We start from the raw sequence: 23,416 nt of genomic DNA on the forward strand, positions 1-23,416 counted from the left end.
AAACCTGTTTTGTTGTATGCAGTCTTTATAATTTCTATCAGACGAGTAGCTAACGGAGAATTACCTCTTGTTTCTATCTCATACAAAGATTCATATTCCTGAAAGGTATAGTCTAGATAACCTTTCAGACTTTCCGGCTCTGCGCCCGCACGACTCATATCCAGTCTTATGACAGGTCGCTTCACCCATTCCGTCTCCATCTGCATGATCTTCAACCCCTCAAAGAGTTCCTTCTTACCCATGAAGTAGGCTTCGAGCGTATCGACCAGCACTGATTTACCAAAGCGGCGTGGACGGCTCAGGTAATTATACTTTTTCCCTCTGTTGGCAAGTTGCCAGATGATATCTGTCTTGTCAACATAAAGGTATCCATCCTTTCTGATTTTCTCAAAAGACTGGATGCCGACCGGCAATATTCTATCGTTAGTCTCTATCATAATTCCTAATCTTTGTTTTCCAATTGCAAATTTACGATTATTTTCCCAAACCGCCATGCTTTTTCCGCTTTTTTTTATGAGCTAGAAAGAATCTTACGGATGGTCTTATGCTCCTCTTGAAATAAATGATGTAATAAAGTTGGTTAAAAATGTAGTAAATGCTTGTTTGCTTGTCGTTTTTTTAGTATCTTTGCGATGAAAAATAAAACTCAAGTGTGAAAAATGTGGAGAATTTCACAAAAGAAGTATCAGAAATGTGTAAACTTACACATTTTTCGCACTTTAACGATGGAGGTGCTAAAAAATGTTTAATAGAATAATTATTCAAGAATTAAAACAATGGAGAGCTAAAAAAGACCGTAAGCCATTGATTATGCTGGGCGCTCGACAAGTAGGAAAGACTTCTGTACTTCAGAAGTTCGGAGAAGAATATTTTGAGCATTGCGCATATTTTAGTCTCAATGAAGAAGAGGGAGTCTGCGATATCTTTCGCAAGACCAAGAACCCGCTGCAAATCATCGAGCAATTGTCATATCTTACTTCAGAACCTATTTTGCCTCAGAAGACTTTGCTTATTCTTGATGAGATACAAGACTGTCCGGAAGCCATTAGCGCAATGAAATATTTCTGCGAAAAGACACCGGAATATGTTGTGGCTTGTGCTGGTTCTCTTTTGGGGTTGGCTTTTGGTCATCAAGGCTTTTCGTTTCCTGTGGGTAAGGTTGACCATATAAATATGTATCCTGTCACTTTTTCTGAGTTTTTGGAGCAGCGAGATGAAAGGCTTTACCAATATTATATGTCAATAGATAGCTTGGAACCTCTTCCTGACGTTTTTTTTGATAGACTTTCTCAGGCATTTACTGCCTATCGTATATCTGGTGGAATGCCAGCTGCGGCAATGAAGATGATAGAAAAGGATCTGAGTGGCGTGGAAATAACTCTACGTAATATCTTGCAAGATTATTCCTTGGACTTTGTGAAGCATGCTACGCCTTTACTGGCTAATAGGATTTCGCATGTTTGGAAGTCTTTGCCGTCACAGTTGGCTAAGGAAAATAGAAAGTTTGTTTATCAGCTGGTTCGTCCTGGTGCAAGAGCGAGGGAATATGAGGATGCTCTTACATGGCTTAAAAATGCGGGATTGATATATAAGGTAAGCTTGTGCTCTACTCCGCAAGTTCCTTTGAAATCGTATGAAGATTTGAGCATCTTCAAGATTTATAGTCTTGATGTGGGATTATTGAGAGTGCTTGCTGATTTGAGTCCTGAGGCTTATCTGGTTGATAATCCTATATTTAAAGAATATAAGGGCGCTTTGGCAGAGAATTATATTCTTCAGAGTCTAGTGGCTAATGGCGTTAATTGTTCCCATTATTGGGCTTCGGGTAATAAAGCAGAAGTGGAATTTATTGTTCAGCGTGGTTTGGAAGTTATTCCGGTGGAAGTGAAGTCGGGTACCAGTGTCACGGGGCGTAGTTTGATAGAGTATAACAAAAGGTACTCACCTGGTTTGCGCATCAGATATTCGATGCTTAATCTCAAGAGGGATGATTCCTTTATCAACATCCCTCTTTTCCTGGCTGATAGAACGGAGAAACTGATTTTTAAATAATTTTTAATGAGAAAAAAGATATATGGGTGAAGAGGGGTGAAGAGTGGGTGAAGAGATAAAGAAAACTCTTCACCTCCCGAAACCCCGATAAACAGAGGGGCTACGGGCGAGAAGGTGAAGAGTGAAGAGATAAATCGGGATTGCTTACAACTGATAGAACTTGGTGAAAGCCTTCACGCAATATTCGTGGTCGATAACGCTACCGGTTTCGCGGCAGCTGTGCATAGCGAGGATGGCATTGCCCATATCCACACCCTTCAATGGGATGGAAGAGGCGAGGATATTGCCCAAGGTGCTTCCGCCTGCTACATCGCTGTGGTTTACGAAACGCTGGCATGGTACACCGGCTGCATCGCAGATGTTGGCGAAGATGGCTGCTGATACAGCATCGCTCGCATACTTCTGGGCTGCATTGAACTTGATGACCGGACCACCACCCAGCTTAGGATGATTCGTAGGGTCAAACTTTTCGCTATAGTTAGGATGCCAGGCATGCGCATTATCGGCTGAAATCATGAAGGCACGCTCTACTGCCTGATAATAAGCCTCTTCTGTATGGCTCTGTGCCAGAGCGATGCGCTGGAGCATATATGAAAGGAATGGACTTCCGGCTCCCTGTTTGGTCTGAGAGCCCGTTTCTTCATTATCGAAGATGGCGAGAACCTGGGTGGTATCATTGGCATCAGATGCAATCATCGCCTCTACACCAGCCCAGCACATAGACAGGTCATCGAGTCTGCCTGAAGAGATAAACTCATCGTGTACACCGAAGGTGCAGGCTGGAGTGGCATCAGCCAGATAGAGATCGAAATCAAGAACATCCTCTTTCTGGATATTCAGTTCATCGGTTATCACATTCATCAGCAGATTGCCCTTCTCCAGTTCATCATTGATGATGCCGAGGATAGGGAGCACATCCTTCTGCTTGCTCAACTTCACACCATCATTCACCTGACGGTTGAAGTGGATAGCGAGATTGCTGATCTGCAGCAATGGGCGCTTCACATGAAGAAGGAGCGTCTGGGGATTCATCGCATTCTCGCCCTTCACGATAACTCTACCTGCCAAGGTGAGCGGACGGTCGAACCAGGTTGACATGATAGGACCACCATAAACCTCGGTATTCAGTTTTACGATACCGCCCTCGCAAAGCATCTCAGCATTTGGCTTGATGCGGAAGGTAGGCGAATCGCAGTGGGCGCAGATCATGTGAAAACCGGCATCTGCCAAAGGCTTCTTTCCGATTTGGAAGGCGTAGATGGAAGAGTCGTTCTTGGTAACGAAGAACTTTTCACCCGCTTCAATCTTGCCCAAAGGCTCCTGTGGGTTCATACGGCGGAACCCGTTCTTCTCCAATTCCTCGGAGATATTCTTTACTGCCAGAAAATTCACTGGCGATGCGTCTAGAAAGGATAATAATCTTTTGATCATAGTCTATATCTTTATATTAATATCTTGCAAAGATAATAGATTTTTTTCATTTTATCTCATTATTCTATTTGTTTTTCATTTTTTTGTATTATCTTTGTCCCCAAATAAGATCAATGAAAGAATTATGAAACGATATAAATCCTGTACTCTCATTATATTGCTGCTGTTGGCATCGGCTCTTCAGGCATATGCGCATGTTTCCAGAAATATGTTCATGCTTTCCAATCTCAATGCTGACAATGGTCTTTCCAGCCCTCGTGTTTATTCTATTGTCGAGGCAGAGGATGGTGCCATGTGGATAAGTACTAAGCGTGGAGTTGACCGATATAATGGGCAACAAGTAACCAATTATACTTTATACACAGAGATGCCGTATAGTGATGCTAGTGGTAGATGTATTAAACTGACTAAGGATGCGCAACATCTGATTTACGCCTACGACAACAAGGGAAAGGTGTATATATATGATAAGAGGAAAGATACATTTGTCTTGAAATGTAATCTTCAGCATATTTTAGGTGGAAGTATCGTGTTGAACGAACTGTTGGTAGACGAAAAGGGCAATTTCTGGTTAGCTATGGATAGAGGCATTTATTGCTTATCAGCAGCTACTGATGGAAAGGAGATAGTTCGGGAGACAGCTAAGGGTAGGTTTGTATTGAAAAATACCTATATTAATCATATCCAATTTATAGGTCAGAAACTCTTGATAGGAACTTTTAAAGATGTTTATTGCTATTCGATGTCTGCCCGGAAGTTAGAAAAGAAGATTAGTGGCAGTTCTGTAGTATCCTCTTATCATGATATTGTGGGACATCGTATCTGGCTGGGTACTTTTCACGAAGGAGTTAAAGTAGTGGATGATCGTACTTGGAAGCTGATAAAATCTGCTGATTTCCAATCTTTGCAAAACATTCCTAAAATTCCCGTACGTTCAATCATTTTATATGATAAGCAGACTCTTCTGATGGCTGTAGATGGAGCTGGAATATATGCTTATGACAGTTCGAATAAACAAACCAAGCTCTTGCTAGATACAGATGGACGTCCTGGTAACGTACTGAATGGTAATGGATTATATACCTTGTGCTGCGATCGTTTTGGCGATTTATGGACAGGCTCTTACTCGGGAGGAGTAGATTTGGCAATACCGATGAAACATACATTGGAATATATCACACATGAATATCTCAACAATCAATCACTGATAGATAATTGTGTGAACGATGTTTTCCAAAGCCGTGATGGGAAAATATGGTATGCCACAGATAAAGGAGTAAGTGTCTATGATGCGCAGACTCGTCTTTGGCATCATGGATTATATAATAAAGTGGCGCTTACGATTTGTCAGACTGTAGACGGCAGAATTCTGGTTGGTACCTATGGTAATGGCGTATATCAGGTTCATGCTGATGGCACTAGTATGCCTGCTTATTCTGTGGAAACAGGAATGTTGAAGAGTGATTATGTATTCAGTCTTTTCACTGATAGCGATGGTAATGTTTGGGTGGGATGTTTGGATGGAGATATGGCTTGTTTCCCTTCAGATAAATATAATTTGAATGGAACGGGAAAGTCGGTATTCTATCTGCCAGTCAACGAAGTGCAATGCATCACGGAATCACTGGATAAGCGTTTTATTGCTGTAGGAACTTCGCATGGAAGCTATTTGATTGATAAGCGTGAACCTTTGCATCCTCGTCGTTTCTTTTATCCTGAACAGTATCCCGAAAAAGACATTAATTTGTTTGTCAACAGTATGGCTTTTCAGGATTCCCGTCATATCTGGATTGGAACGGATGGAGGAGGACTCTATGATTATGATTTACTGACAAAGAAGTTTAAGCGCTATACTAATCAGGACGCTTTGCCTTCTAATACTGTTTATGGACTTATAAAAGGTATTAATGGCAATTTGTGGATCAGTACGGATAAAGGTTTGGCGTTCATGAAACAGGGGAAGATAGTAAACCTCAACATCTTTAAGGGAATGGAACGTGAGTATAACCGAATGTCTGTTGCGTGTACTTCAGATGGCAGGGTGCTTTTTGGCAGCAACGATGGAGTTGTCGCTTTGACTCCTATGTTTGCCAAAGGTTTGAATTATGCCGCTCCACTTCGTATTCATAGTGTTGAGGTTGAAGGTGTCGAACGTTCCGATCACTGGAATGAATGTCTCTTTGAAATGTTGAAGGAAGGCAAATTGAAACTTAGCCATAATGAGAATACGCTGGTTGTTTCTTTCGAGAGTATCAATTATCAATACCAGTATGATATTCAATATCAATATTATTTGGAAGGATACGACCGTAATTGGAGTAAAACATCTTCTAATCAGTTGGCACGATTTGTAAATTTGCCTTCGGGCAGCTATGTGCTTCATGTAAAGGCTATCTGCAGAAGTAATGGTAGAGAATTGGGAGAAACAACTTTGGAAATTCATATAGCCCAACCTTGGTGGAATACCTGGTGGGCATGGATTATCTATCTCTGTATTTTTGCTGCCATCTTATATTTTGTCTGGCAGTATTACAAAGAGCGCTTACAGCGAAAGTATTATGATGAGAAAATCAATTTCTTCGTTAATACTGCCCATAACATACGTACTCCTTTGAGTCTCGTGTTGGCTCCTCTTGATAATCTGGCTAATGATTCCAACTTGAGTGAGAAAAGCCGTGGATTCTTGGATATGGCGCATCGCAACGGCAACAAACTATTGAAGATGGTTACAGAATTGCTTGACTTCCAAAAGATAGAGCAGTCTGCCGAACAGGTTCGCCTGCAAGATATAGAATTGCCGATGCTTTTACGTGTGCAGTTGGAAAAGTTTGTATTGGCAGCTCAGGAGAAGCATATTCAACTGTGTATTGAAACGTGTCCGCAGCAACAGATTCATTCTGATGTCAAAATGATGGATCTGATATTGGAAAATCTTCTCTCAAATGCTATCAAATATACACCTCAAGGTGGAAAGGTTACGTTGTCGGCTTCTGTTGAAGGTAAGATGGCTAAGATTCATGTATGTGATACAGGTATAGGTATTCCAAAGGCCGAAATTAAGAGTATCTTCAAGACCTTCTTCAGGGCTTCTAATGCGATAAATTCTCAGGAAATGGGAAGTGGATTAGGACTGATGCTTACACGAAAGCTTGTAGAGAAATTAGGAGGAAAGCTTAGTTTCGTAAGTGAGGAAGGAAAGGGTACTACTTTCTGTGTGAAGATGCCATTAGGTCATGTAACAGATTCTTCTGTCCGGCTTGTTGGAGAAAAGAAAAATGTTGCAACTGAATCTTCTTTAGCTGAAGATAAGCATGATGAAACTTGCCAGTCTGTGTCTTCTGCGGTTCTGCAGGATGCTGATGTTTCGACGGATACACTTCTTTTTGTCGATGACAATGAAGATCTTCGCAAATATATCAGAATGACTTTTGGTGATTCTTATCAAGTAGTTGATGTGGAGAGTGCAGAGGCTGCCTTGAAATATTTGAAAGAGGGCGGGGTATGTGATATCATTGTTTCTGATGTCATGATGCCGGGAATGCACGGAGATGAGTTCTGTCGCAGCATCAAGGAAAATAAGGAAACATCATGGCTGCCTGTTATCCTGCTGACTGCTAAGGCTGGTCGTGACTTTATGATAGAGGGACTCGGACTTGGTGCTGATGACTATATAGCCAAGCCATTCGATACTGCTATTCTTGCGAGTAAGGTTGCCAGTATTTTGAAGAATCATCGCCGGTTGAGTCAGTATTATATGGACAGAAGCCTTGCTCTTGTTAGAGGAGAGGTTGCTTCTGATTCTGCTTCTTCCGGGCAGATTGTGGGTTCCGATTCTTCCGATGAACACTTGGAACCTGCTGGAGCTTCTGAAGAGAAAAAGGATGATACTGTCTTGAATAAGCAAGGTCAGACAGTCGAAAATGTGGCAGAAGCTGTTCTGGATCCACAAGACCAGGCTTTTGTAGATAAAGCTACCCGTTTGGTGTTGACTCATCTGAGCGACACAGACTTTAATATTGACCGACTCTGTAGAGAGATGGCGATGAGCAGAACGCTTTTCTATGGTAGGCTGAAGACTCTTACGGGTCAAAGTCCGCAGGATTTTATGCGTTTGATACGTCTGGAGCAGGCTGCAATCTTCCTGAAACAGGGGGATAGTGTGCTGGATGTATCTGTGAAAGCCGGTTTTGTAAATGTGAAGTACTTTAGTACTGTATTTAAAAAGCACTTTGGGGTTTCTCCAAGTAAGTATCTGTAAATTAGAGTTTTAAATTCAAGGAAAAGGTTTCTACTTAGACGATATGTCTGAATTGAAACCTTTTTTTGTTTGTTATCTAACCCTCTGAAAGTTCCTTTTCTTTATCTTTGCAACCAGATTCTGTTAAGTAAGTCAAACAGTTATTTAAAAAACGAAACAATAACAATATAAACATAAAAATGAAAAGGAACTTTTTGAAAATTAGCCTCTTTTTAATAGGCGTCTTCACATGTTTCTCATGCGAAGCAAGTACATTGCCCTCATCCGGCAGTTCTGATGGTGTAGGCGAATCCATACCTACTGCCCAGCAATGGAATAAAGATGTTGTGGGGTGGAATCTTGGCAATGAATTCGAGTGTTCAGCTCCTGGACAGGATGGTGAGTCGATGCAGATTGGCAACCCTGATGGTTCTATCCATGCAGAGACAGCCTGGGGCAATCCAGTTGTTACCAAGAAGATGATACAAGCCGTGAAGAAGGCAGGTTTCAATGCCATCCGTATTCCAATCCGTTGGCAGTGCCACATTACCAACGCTCAGGCGATGAGCATCGACAAGGCTTGGATTGCCCGTATCAAGGAGGTGGTGGGCTGGTGCCTGGATAATGACCTCAAGGTTATCATCAATGTGCATCATGAAAAATGGCTCGAAAGTCGTCCTACCTATCAATATAAGGAAGAAAACTGCCAGAAGCTTGCGCTTCTTTGGATGAATATCGCCTCTGAGTTTGCCAATTATGATTATCGTCTTGCTTTCGCAGGAACTAACGAAGTGCATATCAAAGATAACTGGGGCAAACCTACTGCCGAGAACCTCGAAGTGCAGAATGCTTACAATCAGATATTCGTGGATGTGGTTCGTGCCACAGGCGGCAACAATGCCAAGCGCCACCTCATCTTACAGACTTACGTTTGTAACCCTTGGTTTGGCATCGAGAATGGAGATTTCATCATTCCAAAGGATGCCGAAGGCAATGGCAACAACTATATGAGTGTGGAATTTCACTACTATCAGCCATGGAGCTACGCCGGCGATTGCACCTACGATTACTGGGGTGATGCCTACAAGGATGCTGGCAAGATACCTGCAGACAACGAGAAGACGATGACGGATTTCTTCGACAAGGCGGTGAATACCTGGAGTAACAAAGGACTGGGTATCGTTATAGGAGAGTGGGGAGTAACCGATCACTATAAGTCAAACTCAGAGAAAGTGCATGAAAACATGACCTACTACTGTAAGTTCTTGACTACGGAGGCTCGCAAACGAGGCTTCTCTACTTTCGTTTGGGACAACAACCACTTCGGCAACGGCTCTGAGAAGTATGGCATCTTCGACCGTTTCAAGAGTATGAAGGTGAATGCTCCTTGGATTCTCGAAGGAATCTTTGGGAAAGAATAATGTTAAACTAAAAACAAAAATATCAATTATGAGAAAGAAAACTATGTTTCTCGGCCTGCTTGGTGCAGGTTTGATGTGGATGCCTGCTTCTGCCATTCTCGCTGCCCAGATGAACAATGCAGCGATGAGCGTTCAGCAGAACCAAGGCATCAAGGGTACAGTGGTGGATGCCACTGGCGAAACCTTGATTGGCGCTAGCGTGAAAGTGGCTGGTACAACCAACGGTGCCGTTACCGATATAGATGGTAACTTTACGTTGAACTGCAAGCCTGGAGCAACGCTCGAAGTGAGCTACATCGGTTACAAGACGATGACCGTGAAAGCTGCTAATGGCATGAAAATCACGATGCAAGAGGATGGTAAGGCCTTGAATGAGGTCGTTGTTACCGCCCTTGGTATCAAGCGCGACCGCAAGGCTCTCGGCTATGGCTTGGAGGAGGTTAAAGGTGAGGAACTTACCAAGGCGAAGGAAACCAACGTCATCAACTCTCTTTCAGGTAAGGTGGCTGGTCTCGTTGTGCAGAACACCGCTGGTGGTGCTTCTGGTTCTACCCGCGTGCTTCTTCGTGGTAATACAGAAATGGCAGGCAATAACCAGCCTCTCTACGTGGTGGATGGTGTGCCTTTGGATAATACCAACTTTGGTAGTGCTGGTGAAGCTGGTGGTTATGACCTCGGTGATGGTATCTCTGCCATCAATCCTGACGATATCGAGACGATGACCGTATTGAAAGGTCCTGCTGCCTCTGCCCTCTATGGTAGCCGTGCTTCTCATGGTGTTATCTTGATTACGACCAAGAAGGCGGAGAAGGATAAGATTGGTGTAGAGTACAATGGTTCTTTCACCATCGATACCCAGTTGGCTAAGTGGGATGATGTGCAGACAACTTATGGTATGGGCTACAATGGTGCCCTTCCTACATCCAGTACAGCTGGTACCAACTCCAGTTGGGGTCCTAAGGCTGATGATTTCGTCTTCAAGTATTTTGATGGACAGGAGCATCCTTTCATGATGTATCCTAACAATGCGTCTGATTTCTTCCGCACTGGTTTGACGGCGCAGAACTCAGCCATTCTCTCTGTGAATTCAGGTAAGACTGGTATGCGTTTCTCTGTTACGGATATGCGCAACAAGGACATCTTGCCTAACACCAACATGAGTCGTGACAACTTCAACCTCCGTGTCAATACCTCAGCTGGTCCTGTTGACTTCGACTTCACCGCCAACTATACTCGTGAGAACGTGAAGAACCGTCCAGCCTTGGGTGATTCTCAGAGCAATGTAGGTAAGAACCTCATGACTTTGGCTGGTACCTACAACCAGGCTTGGTTGAAGCACTATGAGGATGCCGACGGCAACTACTCCAACTGGAATGCTAACGACCAGTATAACAAGAACCCATACTGGGATCTCTATAAGAATGGCAATACTTCTAAGAAAGATGTGTTCCGCTTGACAGGTAAGGCCATCTGGAACATCAACAAGCACTTGAAGTTGCAGGGTACCATCGGTACCGACATCAACAGCATGAACTTCGAGGACTTCATCGCCAAGACAACTCCAGGTACACCAGCAGGAAAGCTTACCGACCAAATCTTCAATAACAGAACACTGAACGCAGAGCTCCTTGCCCTCTACAACAACTCATGGGGCGATTTCGATGTCAATGCCACAGCGGGTGGCAACATCTTCAAGGTGAACAACAAGACCATCACCAATACCGGTCTTAACCAGCAGATGAATGGCATCCAGAACATCATGAACTATCAGGAGCAGAACACTCGTGAGAGTATGTACAAGAAGCAGATCAGCTCTCTCTATGCCAGCGCGAGCCTCGGCTACAAGCATACTTACTATTTGGAGGGAACCCTCCGTGGCGATAAGTCGTCTACGCTCCCTACAAATAACAATACATACGTATATCCATCTGTATCGGGTAGTTTGGTTTTCTCCGAGTTTATCAAGAACAAGAAGTTCATCAATTATGGTAAGATTCGCGCATCTTGGGCAAAGGTAGGTAGCGATACCGACCCTTACCAGCTTGCACCCAACTACGCCACAGGCAAGTATAGTTATTCAGGTTATACCATCGGTATGATAAGCAACTCTACCCAGCCAAATAAGGACTTGAAGCCAACCATGACTGGCTCTTACGAGTTGGGTCTGGAAATGAAGTTCTTCAATGGTCGTTTGGGCTTGGATGTAACCTATTACAACCAGAACTCCAAGAATCAGATCTTGAGCCTTGCTTCTACCACCACTTCTGGCTATTCTTACCGTTTGGTTAATGCCGGTGAGATTCAGAACAAGGGTATCGAACTTGCCCTCAATGGTCGATTGCTCCAGATTAAGGACTTTGGTTGGGACATGGGTGTCAACTTCTCCAAGAATACCAACAAGGTGAAGTCGCTCGTAGATGGCATGGATTATTTTGAACTTGCCAAGGCCACATGGTGCGGTGTATCAGTAGGTGCTCAGGTTGGCGAGAATTATGGTGCTATCCGTGGACACGATGTTGTTCGCAATGAGCAGGGACAAGTTGTCATCGATGCAGCCACAGGACTTCCAAAGGTTGACCAGAACGTGAAGACCATCGGCAACTCTTCTTGGGATTGGACTGGTGGTTTCTATACCACATTCTCTTACAAGAACTTCCGCCTCTCTGCATCTTTCGATGTGAAGGTGGGTGCTGATATCTACTCTATGTCTATGCGCTCTGCATACCAGACTGGTAAGGCAAAGGGAACATTGGCAGGCCGTGAGGAGTGGTACGCTTCTGAGGAGGCTCGTCAGGCAGCAGGTATGGACATCTCGGCATGGCGTGAGTCTGGCAACTGCAAGGGACTCGTAGTGGATGGTGTTATCGACAATGGTGATGGTACTTATCGTAAGAACGACATCGCTGTGAGCCCAGAAGATTACTGGAAGCACATGGCTACCAGCGTACAGAGCGAGTTTGTATATGACAACTCTTACGTGAAGTGCCGTGAGATTACCTTAGGTTATACTTTCCCAGAGAGTTTGTTGGGCAAGTGGGTCAAGGGCTTGAGCGTATCTTTCGTGGCTCGTAACCCATTCATCGTTTGGAAGAACATTCCTAATATCGACCCAGACTCAAGCTACAATACCTCTGGTCTTGGCTTGGAGTATGGTTCATTGCCATCTCGCAAGAGCTATGGTATCAACGTGAATGTGAAGTTCTAATCTCTTGATGGGGAAAGAAATGATAGTTCTTAACTGATTAAAAGACAATAATAAAATGAATAATATAATCAAGAAATATATAGGCAAAGGCGGTTTCGCAATGGCTCTCTTGTTGATGGCTACTGGCGGTGTGATGACTTCTTGCTCTGACAGCACGATGGAAAGCATTAACACCGATAAGACCAAGGTGGACAAGCTGGATCCTAATGCACAATTGACAACTTCTTTGTTGCAGACATACGGTGATTTTAGTTTGATGGATACTTATCGCAACTATATCACTGGTTTTGACCAGTATTTCGCTGGTGGTTGGAATGTAACCAATTATTCGGGTTCCAATTTCTTTCAGGATGATATTGCCCGTCTTATTTGGGACCGTTATTATGCGGTTTCCATCAAGAACCTTGTGGATGCCATCCACAATTCTGAGGACAAGGCTAATCTGAATGCCGCTCTTCGCATCCATCGTGTGTATCTGCTCTCTGTGATTTCTGATCTTTATGGCGACATCCCTGCTTCTGAGGCTGGCTTGGGATACATCAAGGGTATTTCTAATCCTAAGTATGATACGCAGGAAGAGCTTTACAGCTGGTTCTTCAAGGAACTTGACGCTTGCGAGAAGCAGCTTGGCACAGGTACCGACCTCATTTCTGGCGATGTAACCAGTCTTGGTGGCGATGTGGCTAAATGGAAGAAGTATGCCAACTCTCTTCGTTTGCGTTATGCCATGCGTATCTCAGATGTAAATCCTACTCAGGCTAAGGAGGAATTTGAAAGTGCATTGACAGATGCTGGCGGTTATATTGCTTCGGCTGCCGACGATGCTTACATCAAGTATTCAGATTCTCCTTATACCTATTATGATGGAGCCAACGACTATGATTTCCGTACCAATGCCTTGGGAGAGATACTCTATGGTCAGGATGCTGTATCTCCTACATTCGTATGCTCTACCTTGTTCTATCAGATGCAGAATACTGACGACCCTCGTCTCTATCGCATCTGCCGCCACTATTACAACATCAAGCGTAGTCAGGTGAAGCCAGACAAGGAGCAGAACATCGACTTGACCGATGAGGTGTTGGCTTACTTCCAGCGTCAAGGTATTGGTGAGGAGCCTTGTAATCCTGGTGCTGCTTGGTATAGCGACTGGATGAACGTGCCTAAGGTATCAGAATTTCCTTCTCTCGCTAAGTTGGCTGAGCAGGATGCTAACAATTATGGCAACTCAGAATTTCTTGCACGTATGATGCGTCCATGCTTGAACATCGACTTTGAGATGCCTTCTTGCCCTGGTATTCTGATTACCTCTGCCGAGGTGAAATTCCTCATGGCCGAGGCTAAGACCAAGGGTTGGAATGTAAGTGGTGACGCTGAGACTCTCTATGAGGAAGGTGTTCGTGCTTCTATGGAGATGCTCAACAACTATTATCTCACGTCCAACAAGATTTCTGAGGATGAGATCAATGAGTTCATTGCCAACAACAAGTTGGGTGACAATCCTAAGGCGACCATCAACACCCAGGCATGGATTCTCCACATGATGAACCCATCAGAGGGTTGGGCTAACTTGCGTCGCTCCGACTATCCTGCTATCCTGGACAGAAGCCGACTAGGCATCTTTACCAATGGTTTCACTTATACCGATTCTAACATGGCTATGCCTACTCGCTTGCGTTATCCAGAGTTGGAAGGTCAGTATAACAGCGTCAACTATAAGGCTGCCATCGAGCGTATGGGTGGTACTGATGATTGGCACAAGAAGCTTTGGTGGGATAAGGCTAACGTCAACCTTCAGCCAGAATTCGCTCCAGCTAATGGTAAAGGATACATTAAGTAATTAAGAATTTAGAATGAACAATTAAGAATTGGCTAACGCCATAACTATTAATAATTATCAAGATGAAAAAGATAATGAATCAATATAAAGGTAATGTCTTGAAGGCAATGATGATGCTTTTTGCTATGAGCTTTGCGTTCGCAGGCACTGCTACACTGTCTTCTTGTTCCTCTGACGACGATCCTTTCTTCACCGTATCAGAAGATGACAGTCCTCGTATCTTGAACACCGACTTGGATGACCAGAAGTTAGATCGCAAGACCAAATTGAACTTGGAAATTAAAGTCACTCCTGTTCACTACACCACAGTGACATGGTTGCTCGATGGCACGCAGATTTATGAAGGTACCACCATCGACCAAACTTTGCCTTTAGGTGATCATGAACTGAAGATTGTGGCAACCACCACCAAGAATAAGACCACATCCCGCACCTTGAAAGTTACCGTGACTCCTGCTGCCGATGACCCAGTTTTGGGTACCAATGCCAGCGAGCTTTGGGTAGCTCCGGGAGAAACTACAATCATCCGCAACTGCAAGAACCTGGTGGATCACGTTCAGAAAGTACTCATCGATGGTAAGGAGGCTGCCTTCGAAGTTCTCGATGAGGGTAAGGCATTGAAAGTTACAGCTCCTTCCGACCTCGCCAATGGCGATTACGACATTACATTGGTAGATGGCAGTGGTGTAGAGTTCCCTTGCGGTAAAATCAAGGTAACTACAGAGCCACGTCCATCTATGGAGACTACCCTCTGGGAAGGTCATCACTATGTATCTTGGGACTTGGGAGATGGTGACCCTAACAAGAGCTTCAACCTCATCACCAAGGACCAGGTAGCTAAGTGGAAGGAGGGGCAGACCCTCCGAGTTTACTGCTCGATGAAGGATGACGATACTTACCATCAGATCAAGCTTGCCACCACCTGGTGGACCGACTTGACTTCTCCATACGAGTTTGGTGAGGGCAATGTCGTGAAGTTTGAGTTGACCCAGGATGCACTCGACAAGATGGCTGCCGAGGATGGGTTCATCTGTGTGGGACATGGCTATTATGTAGATAAAGTAACTATTGAATAAAATATTAGAAAGATTTCCGCTTTTATCATAAAGCGTCAAACCTTTACTGTTTATGAAGAAAATTTTATTATCTATTTCATTATTGGCATTGGCTTATACAGCCAGTGCCAATGTTCCAGTTATCAAGAGCGACCCTAAGATTGAGGCTCAGGTAGAACAAACCCTGAAGAAACTCACCTTGGAGGAAAAGATAGGTCAGATGATGGAATTGGTGACCGACCTCTTTGGTGCCAACGACAAGGACGGTGTGTTCTATATCGACGAGCACAAGACCGATTCTATCCTTTCCCGCTATAAGATTGGCTCTATCCTCAACGCTCCAAATACCTGCGCACCAACCGCCAAGCAGTGGGAGAAGTATATCTCTCAGATCCAGAAGATCTCGATGAAGCGCATCGGTATCCCTTGTGTCTTCGGTCTCGACCAGAACCATGGCTCTACCTATACACAGGGCGGAACCCTCTTCCCGCAGAACATCAATGTGGCTGCCACCTTCAATCGTGAGATAGCTCGCCGTTCAGCTGAGGCTACCGCTTATGAGACTCGTGCGGTGAGCATACCTTGGACTTACAGTCCTACCGTTGACCTCGGTCGTGATGCCCGTTGGCCTCGCATCTGGGAGAACTTTGGTGAGGATTGCTACCTCAGTTCAGAGATGGGCAAGGCGATGGTCTATGGTTTTCAGGGCGAGGACCCAAACAACATCGACCGGTATCACATTGCCACTTCCATGAAGCACTTCATGGGATATGGTGTGCCTTGGACCGGTAAAGACCGTACGCCAGCCTATATCTCTCCTGCCGACTTGCGAGAGAAGCACTTCGCTCCTTTCCTGGCGGGTCTGCAGGCTGGAGCCTTGACCGTGATGGTGAATTCCGCTTCCGTCAACGGTATGCCGATGCATGCCAACAAGGACATCCTGACAGGATGGCTGAAGGAAGAGACTGGATGGGATGGTGTGCTTATCACCGACTGGGCAGACATCAACAATCTCTATACTCGTGAGATGGTGGCAAAGGACAAGAAGGATGCGCTCCGCATTGCCATCAATGCCGGTATCGACATGATTATGGAACCTTATTCTTGCGATGCTTGTGGCTATCTTGTAGAACTGGTGAAGGAAGGTAAGATTCCGATGAGTCGCATTGACGATGCCTGTCGCCGTGTGCTTCGCATGAAGTACCGTCTCGACCTCTTCAAGAACCCAACCCAGAAACTGAAGAATTATCCTAAGTTTGGTGGCGAGGAGTTTGCCAAGCTCGCCTTGGAGGGAGCTACCGAGAGTATGGTGCTCCTGAAGAACGAGGGTAATATCCTTCCTTTGCAGCATGGTAAGAAGATTCTCCTTACAGGTCCTAATGCCAATCAGATGCGTTGTCTGGACGGTGGATGGAGCTATACCTGGCAGGGTCATCGTGCCGATGAGTTTGCCGGCAAGTACAATACCATCTATGAGGCATTCTGTAATGAGTATGGCAAGGAGAACGTTATCTTGAACCAGGGTGTTACCTATAATGAGAAGGGAAAATACTGGGAGGAGAACGAACCTCAGATTCAGGGGGCTGTGGCTGCAGCGAAGGATGCCGACGTCATCGTGGCTTGCATTGGCGAGAACTCCTATACAGAGACTCCGGGCAACCTGACCGACCTTTGGCTCTCAGAGAACCAGCGCAATCTCGTGAAGGAACTCGCCAAGACCGGTAAGCCTGTCGTTCTGGTATTGAATGAAGGTCGCCCTCGTCTCATTGCCGACATCGAACCATTGGCACAGGGCATTATCGACATCCTTATCCCTGGCAACATGGGCGGCGATGCCTTGGCAAACCTGGTATCGGGCAAGTCAAACTTCAGTGGCAAGATGCCTTACACCTATCCTAAGGAAATCAATTCGCTCGCCAACTATGACTTCAAGAAGAGTGAGGAGGTGGGTACGATGGAAGGTGCTTACGACTACAATGCGAAGATTACCCAGCAGTGGGGCTTCGGATATGGTTTGAGTTATACCTCTTACAAATATAGCAACCTGAAGGTTTCTCAGTCTGATTTCCGCCACGGTGACATCATCAAGGTGAGCGTGGATGTGAAGAATACGGGAAAGGTGGCAGGCAAGGAGAGTGTCCTCCTGTTCAGTAGCGATCTCATCGCTAGTATGGTGCCTGATGGCCGTCGTCTCCGTGCCTTCGACAAGGTGGAACTTCAGCCTGGTGAGACCAAGACCATGATATTTGAATTGAAGGCAGACGATTTGGCCTTCGTAGGTTGGAATGGCAAATGGAGATTGGAGGAAGGCGACTTCAAGTTGATGATAGCCGACCAGAGTGCTGATATCCATTGCACTGATACTTATCAGTGGCCTACTGCCAACCGATAATGTATATTTAAAAGATGATTTAAAGAAAAGAGCGTGCCAAGAGTGGTGCGCTCTTTTTGTTTGCATAGTAAAATGCAGAAGAGTTAAATATCTACAAGAATCCCCCATGATGTTTGGTGTTATGTCTTGAAATGATTACTTTTGCAAATCATAATTTTTGCAGATTTACAGAATCATTCAAAACAAGGATAAATGGAAATAGTAATTGGAATCATCATAGGACTTGCCATCGGATTCTTCGTGGGGAAATTGATGGAAGCAAAAAGTGCGGGAGAGGAGAAAACCCAGCTCGTAGCGAAGGCTCAGGTGCTGGCGGCTAACATCGAACAGATAAAACTGCATCATGCTTCTGAGGTTCAATCAATGAAATCTCAAATGGAGAACGAGCGGCTGTATGCGGCGAAACTCAGGGCGGAAAGCGACCAGCAGTGGGCACAGAAACTCGAGAGCCTGAAGCAGGAAATGCAGCGAATGACGATAGAACAGCAGAAGGTGGCGGCTGAGCAGTTGGCTGCCAAGCAGTCGGCTCTGCAGGAAAACAACCGTCTGCAGATGGATGAACTCCTGAAACCTATCAAGGAACAGTTTGCTGATTTCAAGAAATCGGTAGAGGAGAGCAAAACCCAGAACGAGGTGAACAAGAAGGAACTGCAGAACACCTTCGAGGCAACGATGAAACTCTTCCAGCAGGAACAGCAGCAGGCTGTACTGAACCTGAAGGAGCAGACCGAGAAGATTGGCTCTGATGCTGCCAACCTGACCAAGGCATTGAAGGGCGACAGCAAGATGCAGGGTGACTGGGGCGAGATGGTGCTGGAAACCATCCTGGAGAACAGCGGACTTCGTAAAGATGAGGAATTCTTCATTCAGGAGAATACGAAAGATGTAGAAGGAAAGAACTATCGTCCGGATGTCATCGTCAGATTCCCGGAAGGCAGAAGTGTGGTCATCGATTCCAAGGTTTCGCTTACCGCCTATTCCGATGCTCTGGCAGCTGAAGATGAGGCTGAACAGGAACGCCTGATGAAGGCACATGCGCTGAGCGTACGAAAGCACATCGATGAACTGGCAGCCAAAGACTATTCCAAACTGGTGGATGATGCCATCGGTTTCGTACTGATGTTCATCCCTAACGAGACCAGCTATATCGCAGCCATGAAGCAGCAGCCTGATCTCAGCCGTTATGCTTATCAGAAGAAGATTATCATCATCTCACCAAGCAATCTGCTCATGGCACTCCAGCTTGCGTATAATCTCTGGCAGTACGACCGGCAGAACAAGAATGTGGAGAAAATCGTGAAGACGGCTGCTGACCTGTATGATAAGGTGGCTGGCTTCGAAGATACCTTTATGAGTGTGGGTGATCTGATAACCCGCCTTTCCGGCACCTTCGACAAGGCAAGAAAGCAGCTTTACGATGGAAGCGGAAACGTGATGCGCAGGGTGGAGAGCCTGAAGGGACTCGGAGTGACGCCGAAGAAGCAAATCAAATCGCTGGAAGAATAGAAAAAATGAAATCTAAAGATAAATAGAAGAGGATGTGGGGCGAGAACTTACATCCTCTTTTTTTTTCTGATGTAATCATTTCTTTATTTGATGTAACATTATCGTTAAAAACGGGTTTATCAGATTGTTGACGTTTGCCTTTTTGTTCAAATGTATTTGCAAATCGTTCATTTTTCGAAATTATAACCTTAAAAATGAGCGGTTTTCGATTTTTCTTTGTACTTTTGCCACGCCTGTTCGGAATGATAGGCGAGTATATGAAACAATCAAAAAAACGATATAATCATGAAACTGAACGAAATTCTTTCAGACAGCTTTAATGCTGCAGAATGGGAAGCTAAAGGTTATCAGCTTCCTCAGTATGACATCGCAGCCGTAGCTAAGAAGACTCACGATGAGCCTACTTGGGTTCACTTCGGCGCAGGTAACATCTTCCGTGCTTTCCCGGCAGCCATCCTCAACGATGCGCTCAACACGGGCAAGTACGATCGTGGCGTAATCGTGGCTGAAAGCTTCGACTACGAAATCATCGACAAGGCTTATCGTCCTTATCACAACCTCTCGCTTCTCGTCAGCCTCCAGAGTAACGGAACCATCGAGAAGAAGGTCATCGCTTCTATCACAGAAAGCCTCAAGGCGGATAAGCAGTTTGGTGAGGACTGGGCGCGATTGGTCCAGATTTTCCAGGCACCAAGTCTACAGATGGTAACTTTCACCATCACAGAGAAGGGATATTCTTATAATGATGCCGATCTGGCACGTGGTCTCGATGCAGTCTTCGCCATGGGTAAGCTTACCGCTCTTCTCTATGAGCGTTATAAGGCAGGCAAGTTGCCACTTACTCTTCAGTCTACCGACAACTGTTCTCACAACGGCGACCATGTGAAGGCTGGCGTAAAGGCTTATGCTGAGCGTTGGGCACAGGATGGTATCGTAGAGGCTGGTTTCGTAGATTATATCAATGACAGCAGCAAGATTACCTATCCTTGGTCTATGATTGATAAGATTACTCCTCGTCCACACGAGAAGGTACAGGCGATGCTCGCTGAGGATGGTTTCGAGGATAACAATACGATTATCACCGAGAAGCATACTTTCACCGCTCCTTTCGTAAATGCCGAGGAAGTGCAGTATCTCGTTTGCGAGGATACTTATACCAACGGTCGTCCACCATTGGAGTTGGGCGGTGCCCTCTATACCACCCGCAAGACTGTAGATGAGGTTGAGACCATGAAGGTAACCACCTGTCTGAACCCACTGCATACAGCGATGTCAATCTATGGCTGCATGCTCGACTATACCTTGATTTCTGCCGAGATGGCTGATGAGGATTTGCGTTCATTCATCCAGAAGATCGGTTATATCGAGGCAATGCCAGTAGTAACAGATCCAGGTGTATTGAACCCATACGAGTTTATCGGCACCGTCATCAACAAGCGTCTGCCTAACCCATTCATGCCAGATGCTCCTCAGCGTATCGCTACCGATACCAGCCAGAAGCTCTCTATCCGTTTCGGTGAGACCATCAAGAAGTACATTGACCGTGGTTTCGACAAGAGCAACCTTGTGTTGATTCCTCTGGTATTGGCAGGTTATGCCCGTTATCTCAAGGCATTGGATGATAACCTGAAGCCATTCGAGCCATCTTCTGACCCATTGTTGGCAGAGCTCCAGGCTATCGTAGCTCCTCTTGAGGTAGGCAAGGCAGATCAGGACTATTCTTGCCTGAAGAACCTCTATTCTCGCAAGGATGTGTTCGGACTCGATCTCTACGAGGCTGGCTTCGGCGAGCAGATTGAGGGCATGGTGAAGGAACTCTTCGCCGGTAAGGGTGCCGTAAGACAGACATTGCATAAATATGTTTCTGCAAGATAATTCATTTTTAAACTTATACATTATATAATATATATGGAAAGAACATGGCGCTGGTTTGGCAAGAAAGATAAGATTACACTTGCACAGTTGAAGCAGATTGGTGTTGAGGGCATCGTTACCGCATTGCACGATGTTCCTCTGGGCGAGGTTTGGACACGCGAGAAGATTCATGACCTCAAGGAGTACATCGAGTCTTATGGTATGAAATGGAGCGTGGTAGAGTCTTTGCCTGTGGTTGAAACCCTGAAATATGGCGGTCCTGACCGCGACCATCAGATTGAGGTTTACAAGGAAAGTCTCCGCAACCTGGGCGAGGAAGGCATCAAGTGCATCTGCTACAACTTCATGCCTGTTTTAGACTGGGCTCGTACCGATTTGGCACACGAGAATCCTAACGGAGCCAACAACCTCTATATGAACTGGGGCGAGTTTGCCTACTTTGATATCTATATCCTGCAGCGTGAAGGCGCTCGTGAGGATTGGGCTGAGTTCTCTAAGGAGCACAAGTGGGGCAGAGACCTCGTGGCTGAGGCTGATGAAATCAAGAAGACTTCTACACCAGAGCAGGATCATGCCTTGGTAGAGAATATCATCATCAAGACCCAGGGCTTTGTATCGGGTAACTTCAGCGAGGGCGATTCAGCTCCTGTCCAGAAGTTCCGCGACCTCTTGAAGCTTTATGATGGCATCGACAAGAAGAAGTTGCAGGAGAATATGAAGTACTGGCTGGAGGCTATCATGCCTATCTGCGATGAGTACGATATCAACATGTGTGTTCACCCAGACGATCCTCCTTATCCTGTATTCGGTTTGCCAAGAATCATCGGTCGTGCCGAGGATATCCAGTGGATGCTCGATGCTGTGCCAAACAAGCACAATGGTTTGACTTTCTGTGCAGGTTCATTCTCTGCCGGCGAGCACAACGACTGTGTGGCAATGGCGAAGCAGTTTGCTGACCGCACTCACTTTGTTCATCTGCGCTCCTGCTACATCTTCCCTAACGGCAACTTTACTGAGGCTTCTCACTTGGGTGGTCGCGGCCTTCTCATTGAACTTTGCCGTATTTTCGAGAAGGCAGAGCAGGAAGGCAAGTGCAATTCGGGCCGCAGATTGCCTATGCGAGTAGACCACGGTATGACCTTCACCGATGAGCCAGGTGGCGTATTCGATGAGAGCAATCATGGTCACAATGCCGGTTACACTCTCCTCGGCCGTATGTTTGCCATGGGTCAGATTCAGGGTGTCATCGCAACAGTAGATGATGAACTGGGCATTGAGTATAAGCAGCCGGGATTCTATGATTAGTGATTAGTTATTAGTGATTTGAAATTTAGGTTAGATAAAATACGAAAAAGGCTAGTGTGCGTTTTTGCATGCTAGCCTTTTTTGTGTGCTTGGGGTGCTTTATTCTTTTGTTTTGAGCTCCACTTCCTCCACATACTTCACCAGCGAATCCTTGCCGTTATGCAGATAGAAGTCTACACGAACCACGTGGTTGATGTCGGCATTGCCCTTCACTTTTATGTGTCGGGTCTTGCTGTACATCATCGTGTCGCGGCGTGAAGGATAGGATACGAGCTCGATGAGGTCTTTGGTAGAATTGCTGCCCACATAATAGATGCCTACACTGTCTTTTCCGTTCTTGATGGCAGCAATCTTCGCCATCTTCTTGGCATGAGCCGCAGAGGTATCTATCGGGTAAAACTCGCTGGCAGCTACCGTGTCGCCGTCATGCTGGTCGGGTGCAAACTTGCAGCTGGTACCCATCGTAGTGATAAAGGATGCAGCAGCCAGGGCTGCCACAAAGTATAATATTTTCTTCATTGTTATTTCCTTTCTTTTCTTTAAAGAATCCTGTTTTGTTCGCAAAATGCGTTATCGGCTGCAAAAGTACAAAAAATAACTCGAAAAGCCATACCTTTTTTATCTTTTTCCTTTTAATACTTCGGATGGAGAGACGCGTGCTGAAGCTGGGCGGGAGGAGTTATGGGGATAGCATGGCAGGAGCGGTATGGCAGGAGCGGTATGGAAGGTATGGTAGATATGGATGGAATGGAAGGAATGGATGGAATTCCGTGCAAAGATACAACTTTTCTCTGATACTGCCAAATTTGGGGGTGTGATAAGGAAATGTTTGAACTATGCTTTCAGATTGAAAGTAGTTAAACTTCCTTACTCATAGTTTTGTGGGTGACAACTCATAGTTTTACGGGTAACAACTCATAGCTTTGTTCTCTTAAAGTATAGAGTTAAGCAGTAAATCAGGTGTTTATGATGGTTGTGATGTTTTTACTGCAATGACTCAGTTCCTCAGTTCCTCAGTTCCTCAGTTTTTCTCTGACCCTTCACTTTTTCCTTTATTTAGAAGTTTATTATATATATAAATATATATATAATGCTAT

Annotated in this window: 13 protein-coding genes; 10 read left to right on the top strand and 3 right to left on the bottom strand. The window is 45.2% G+C overall.

What is annotated here, in order from left to right:
* On the bottom strand, window positions 1–437 hold a 437-nt coding region (locus F7D47_RS09780), incomplete at its 3' end, for an AAA family ATPase (protein WP_228113600.1).
* A 304-nt stretch (window positions 438–741) separates the two neighbouring features.
* On the opposite strand from F7D47_RS09780, the gene F7D47_RS09785 reads away from it, so the two are divergent.
* A complete protein-coding gene (locus tag F7D47_RS09785; RefSeq protein WP_153085826.1) occupies window positions 742–2,052 on the top strand; it encodes an ATP-binding protein in 1,311 nt (436 codons plus the stop codon).
* A 144-nt stretch (window positions 2,053–2,196) separates the two neighbouring features.
* Here F7D47_RS09785 and F7D47_RS09790 read toward each other — a convergent pair whose 3' ends face one another.
* A complete protein-coding gene (locus F7D47_RS09790) occupies window positions 2,197–3,483 on the bottom strand; it encodes a M18 family aminopeptidase (RefSeq protein ID WP_117586760.1) in 1,287 nt (428 codons plus the stop codon).
* Window positions 3,484–3,607: 124 nt separating this feature from the next.
* Here F7D47_RS09790 and F7D47_RS09795 point away from each other — a divergent pair, with 124 nt between their 5' ends.
* The 9 genes from F7D47_RS09795 (at window position 3,608) to uxuA (ending at window position 22,319) form a co-directional block, all read left to right on the top strand.
* The gene (locus F7D47_RS09795) at window positions 3,608–7,741 is read left to right on the top strand and encodes an ATP-binding protein (protein WP_194252650.1); all 4,134 of its coding nucleotides are present in this window, start codon (window positions 3,608–3,610) and stop codon (window positions 7,739–7,741) included.
* A 179-nt stretch (window positions 7,742–7,920) separates the two neighbouring features.
* Window positions 7,921–9,141 carry a glycoside hydrolase family 5 protein gene (locus tag F7D47_RS09800; RefSeq protein ID WP_153085827.1) on the top strand — a complete coding sequence of 407 codons (1,221 nt, stop codon included), beginning with the start codon at window positions 7,921–7,923 and terminating at the stop codon, window positions 9,139–9,141.
* Between the two features lie 28 nt (window positions 9,142–9,169).
* The gene (locus F7D47_RS09805; protein ID WP_153085828.1) at window positions 9,170–12,346 is read left to right on the top strand and encodes a SusC/RagA family TonB-linked outer membrane protein; all 3,177 of its coding nucleotides are present in this window, start codon (window positions 9,170–9,172) and stop codon (window positions 12,344–12,346) included.
* Between the two features lie 55 nt (window positions 12,347–12,401).
* Window positions 12,402–14,186, top strand: coding sequence for a SusD/RagB family nutrient-binding outer membrane lipoprotein (locus F7D47_RS09810; RefSeq protein WP_119229694.1), 1,785 nt, complete (start codon window positions 12,402–12,404; stop codon window positions 14,184–14,186).
* A gap of 74 nt (window positions 14,187–14,260) precedes the next feature.
* Entirely contained in the window at window positions 14,261–15,262 is a 1,002-nt protein-coding gene (locus F7D47_RS09815) for a hypothetical protein (protein ID WP_228112416.1), read from the top strand.
* Between the two features lie 52 nt (window positions 15,263–15,314).
* A complete protein-coding gene (locus F7D47_RS09820) occupies window positions 15,315–17,633 on the top strand; it encodes a glycoside hydrolase family 3 N-terminal domain-containing protein (RefSeq protein WP_153085830.1) in 2,319 nt (772 codons plus the stop codon).
* A 192-nt stretch (window positions 17,634–17,825) separates the two neighbouring features.
* The gene (locus F7D47_RS09825) at window positions 17,826–19,139 is read left to right on the top strand and encodes a DNA recombination protein RmuC (protein WP_153085831.1); all 1,314 of its coding nucleotides are present in this window, start codon (window positions 17,826–17,828) and stop codon (window positions 19,137–19,139) included.
* A gap of 285 nt (window positions 19,140–19,424) precedes the next feature.
* Window positions 19,425–21,014, top strand: a complete 1,590-nt coding sequence (locus F7D47_RS09830; RefSeq protein ID WP_153085832.1) for a mannitol dehydrogenase family protein — start codon at window positions 19,425–19,427, stop codon at window positions 21,012–21,014.
* A 33-nt stretch (window positions 21,015–21,047) separates the two neighbouring features.
* Window positions 21,048–22,319: a mannonate dehydratase gene (gene uxuA, locus F7D47_RS09835; protein ID WP_153085833.1), complete on the top strand. Its 1,272-nt coding sequence runs from the start codon at window positions 21,048–21,050 to the stop codon at window positions 22,317–22,319.
* A 99-nt stretch (window positions 22,320–22,418) separates the two neighbouring features.
* Here uxuA and F7D47_RS09840 read toward each other — a convergent pair whose 3' ends face one another.
* Window positions 22,419–22,838 carry a hypothetical protein gene (locus F7D47_RS09840; RefSeq protein WP_153085834.1) on the bottom strand — a complete coding sequence of 140 codons (420 nt, stop codon included), beginning with the start codon at window positions 22,836–22,838 and terminating at the stop codon, window positions 22,419–22,421.
* Window positions 22,839–23,416: the final 578 nt, after the last annotated feature.

It is taken from the genome of Segatella copri (assembly GCF_009494835.1).
Classification (GTDB): Bacteria; Bacteroidota; Bacteroidia; order Bacteroidales; family Bacteroidaceae; genus Prevotella; species Prevotella copri_F.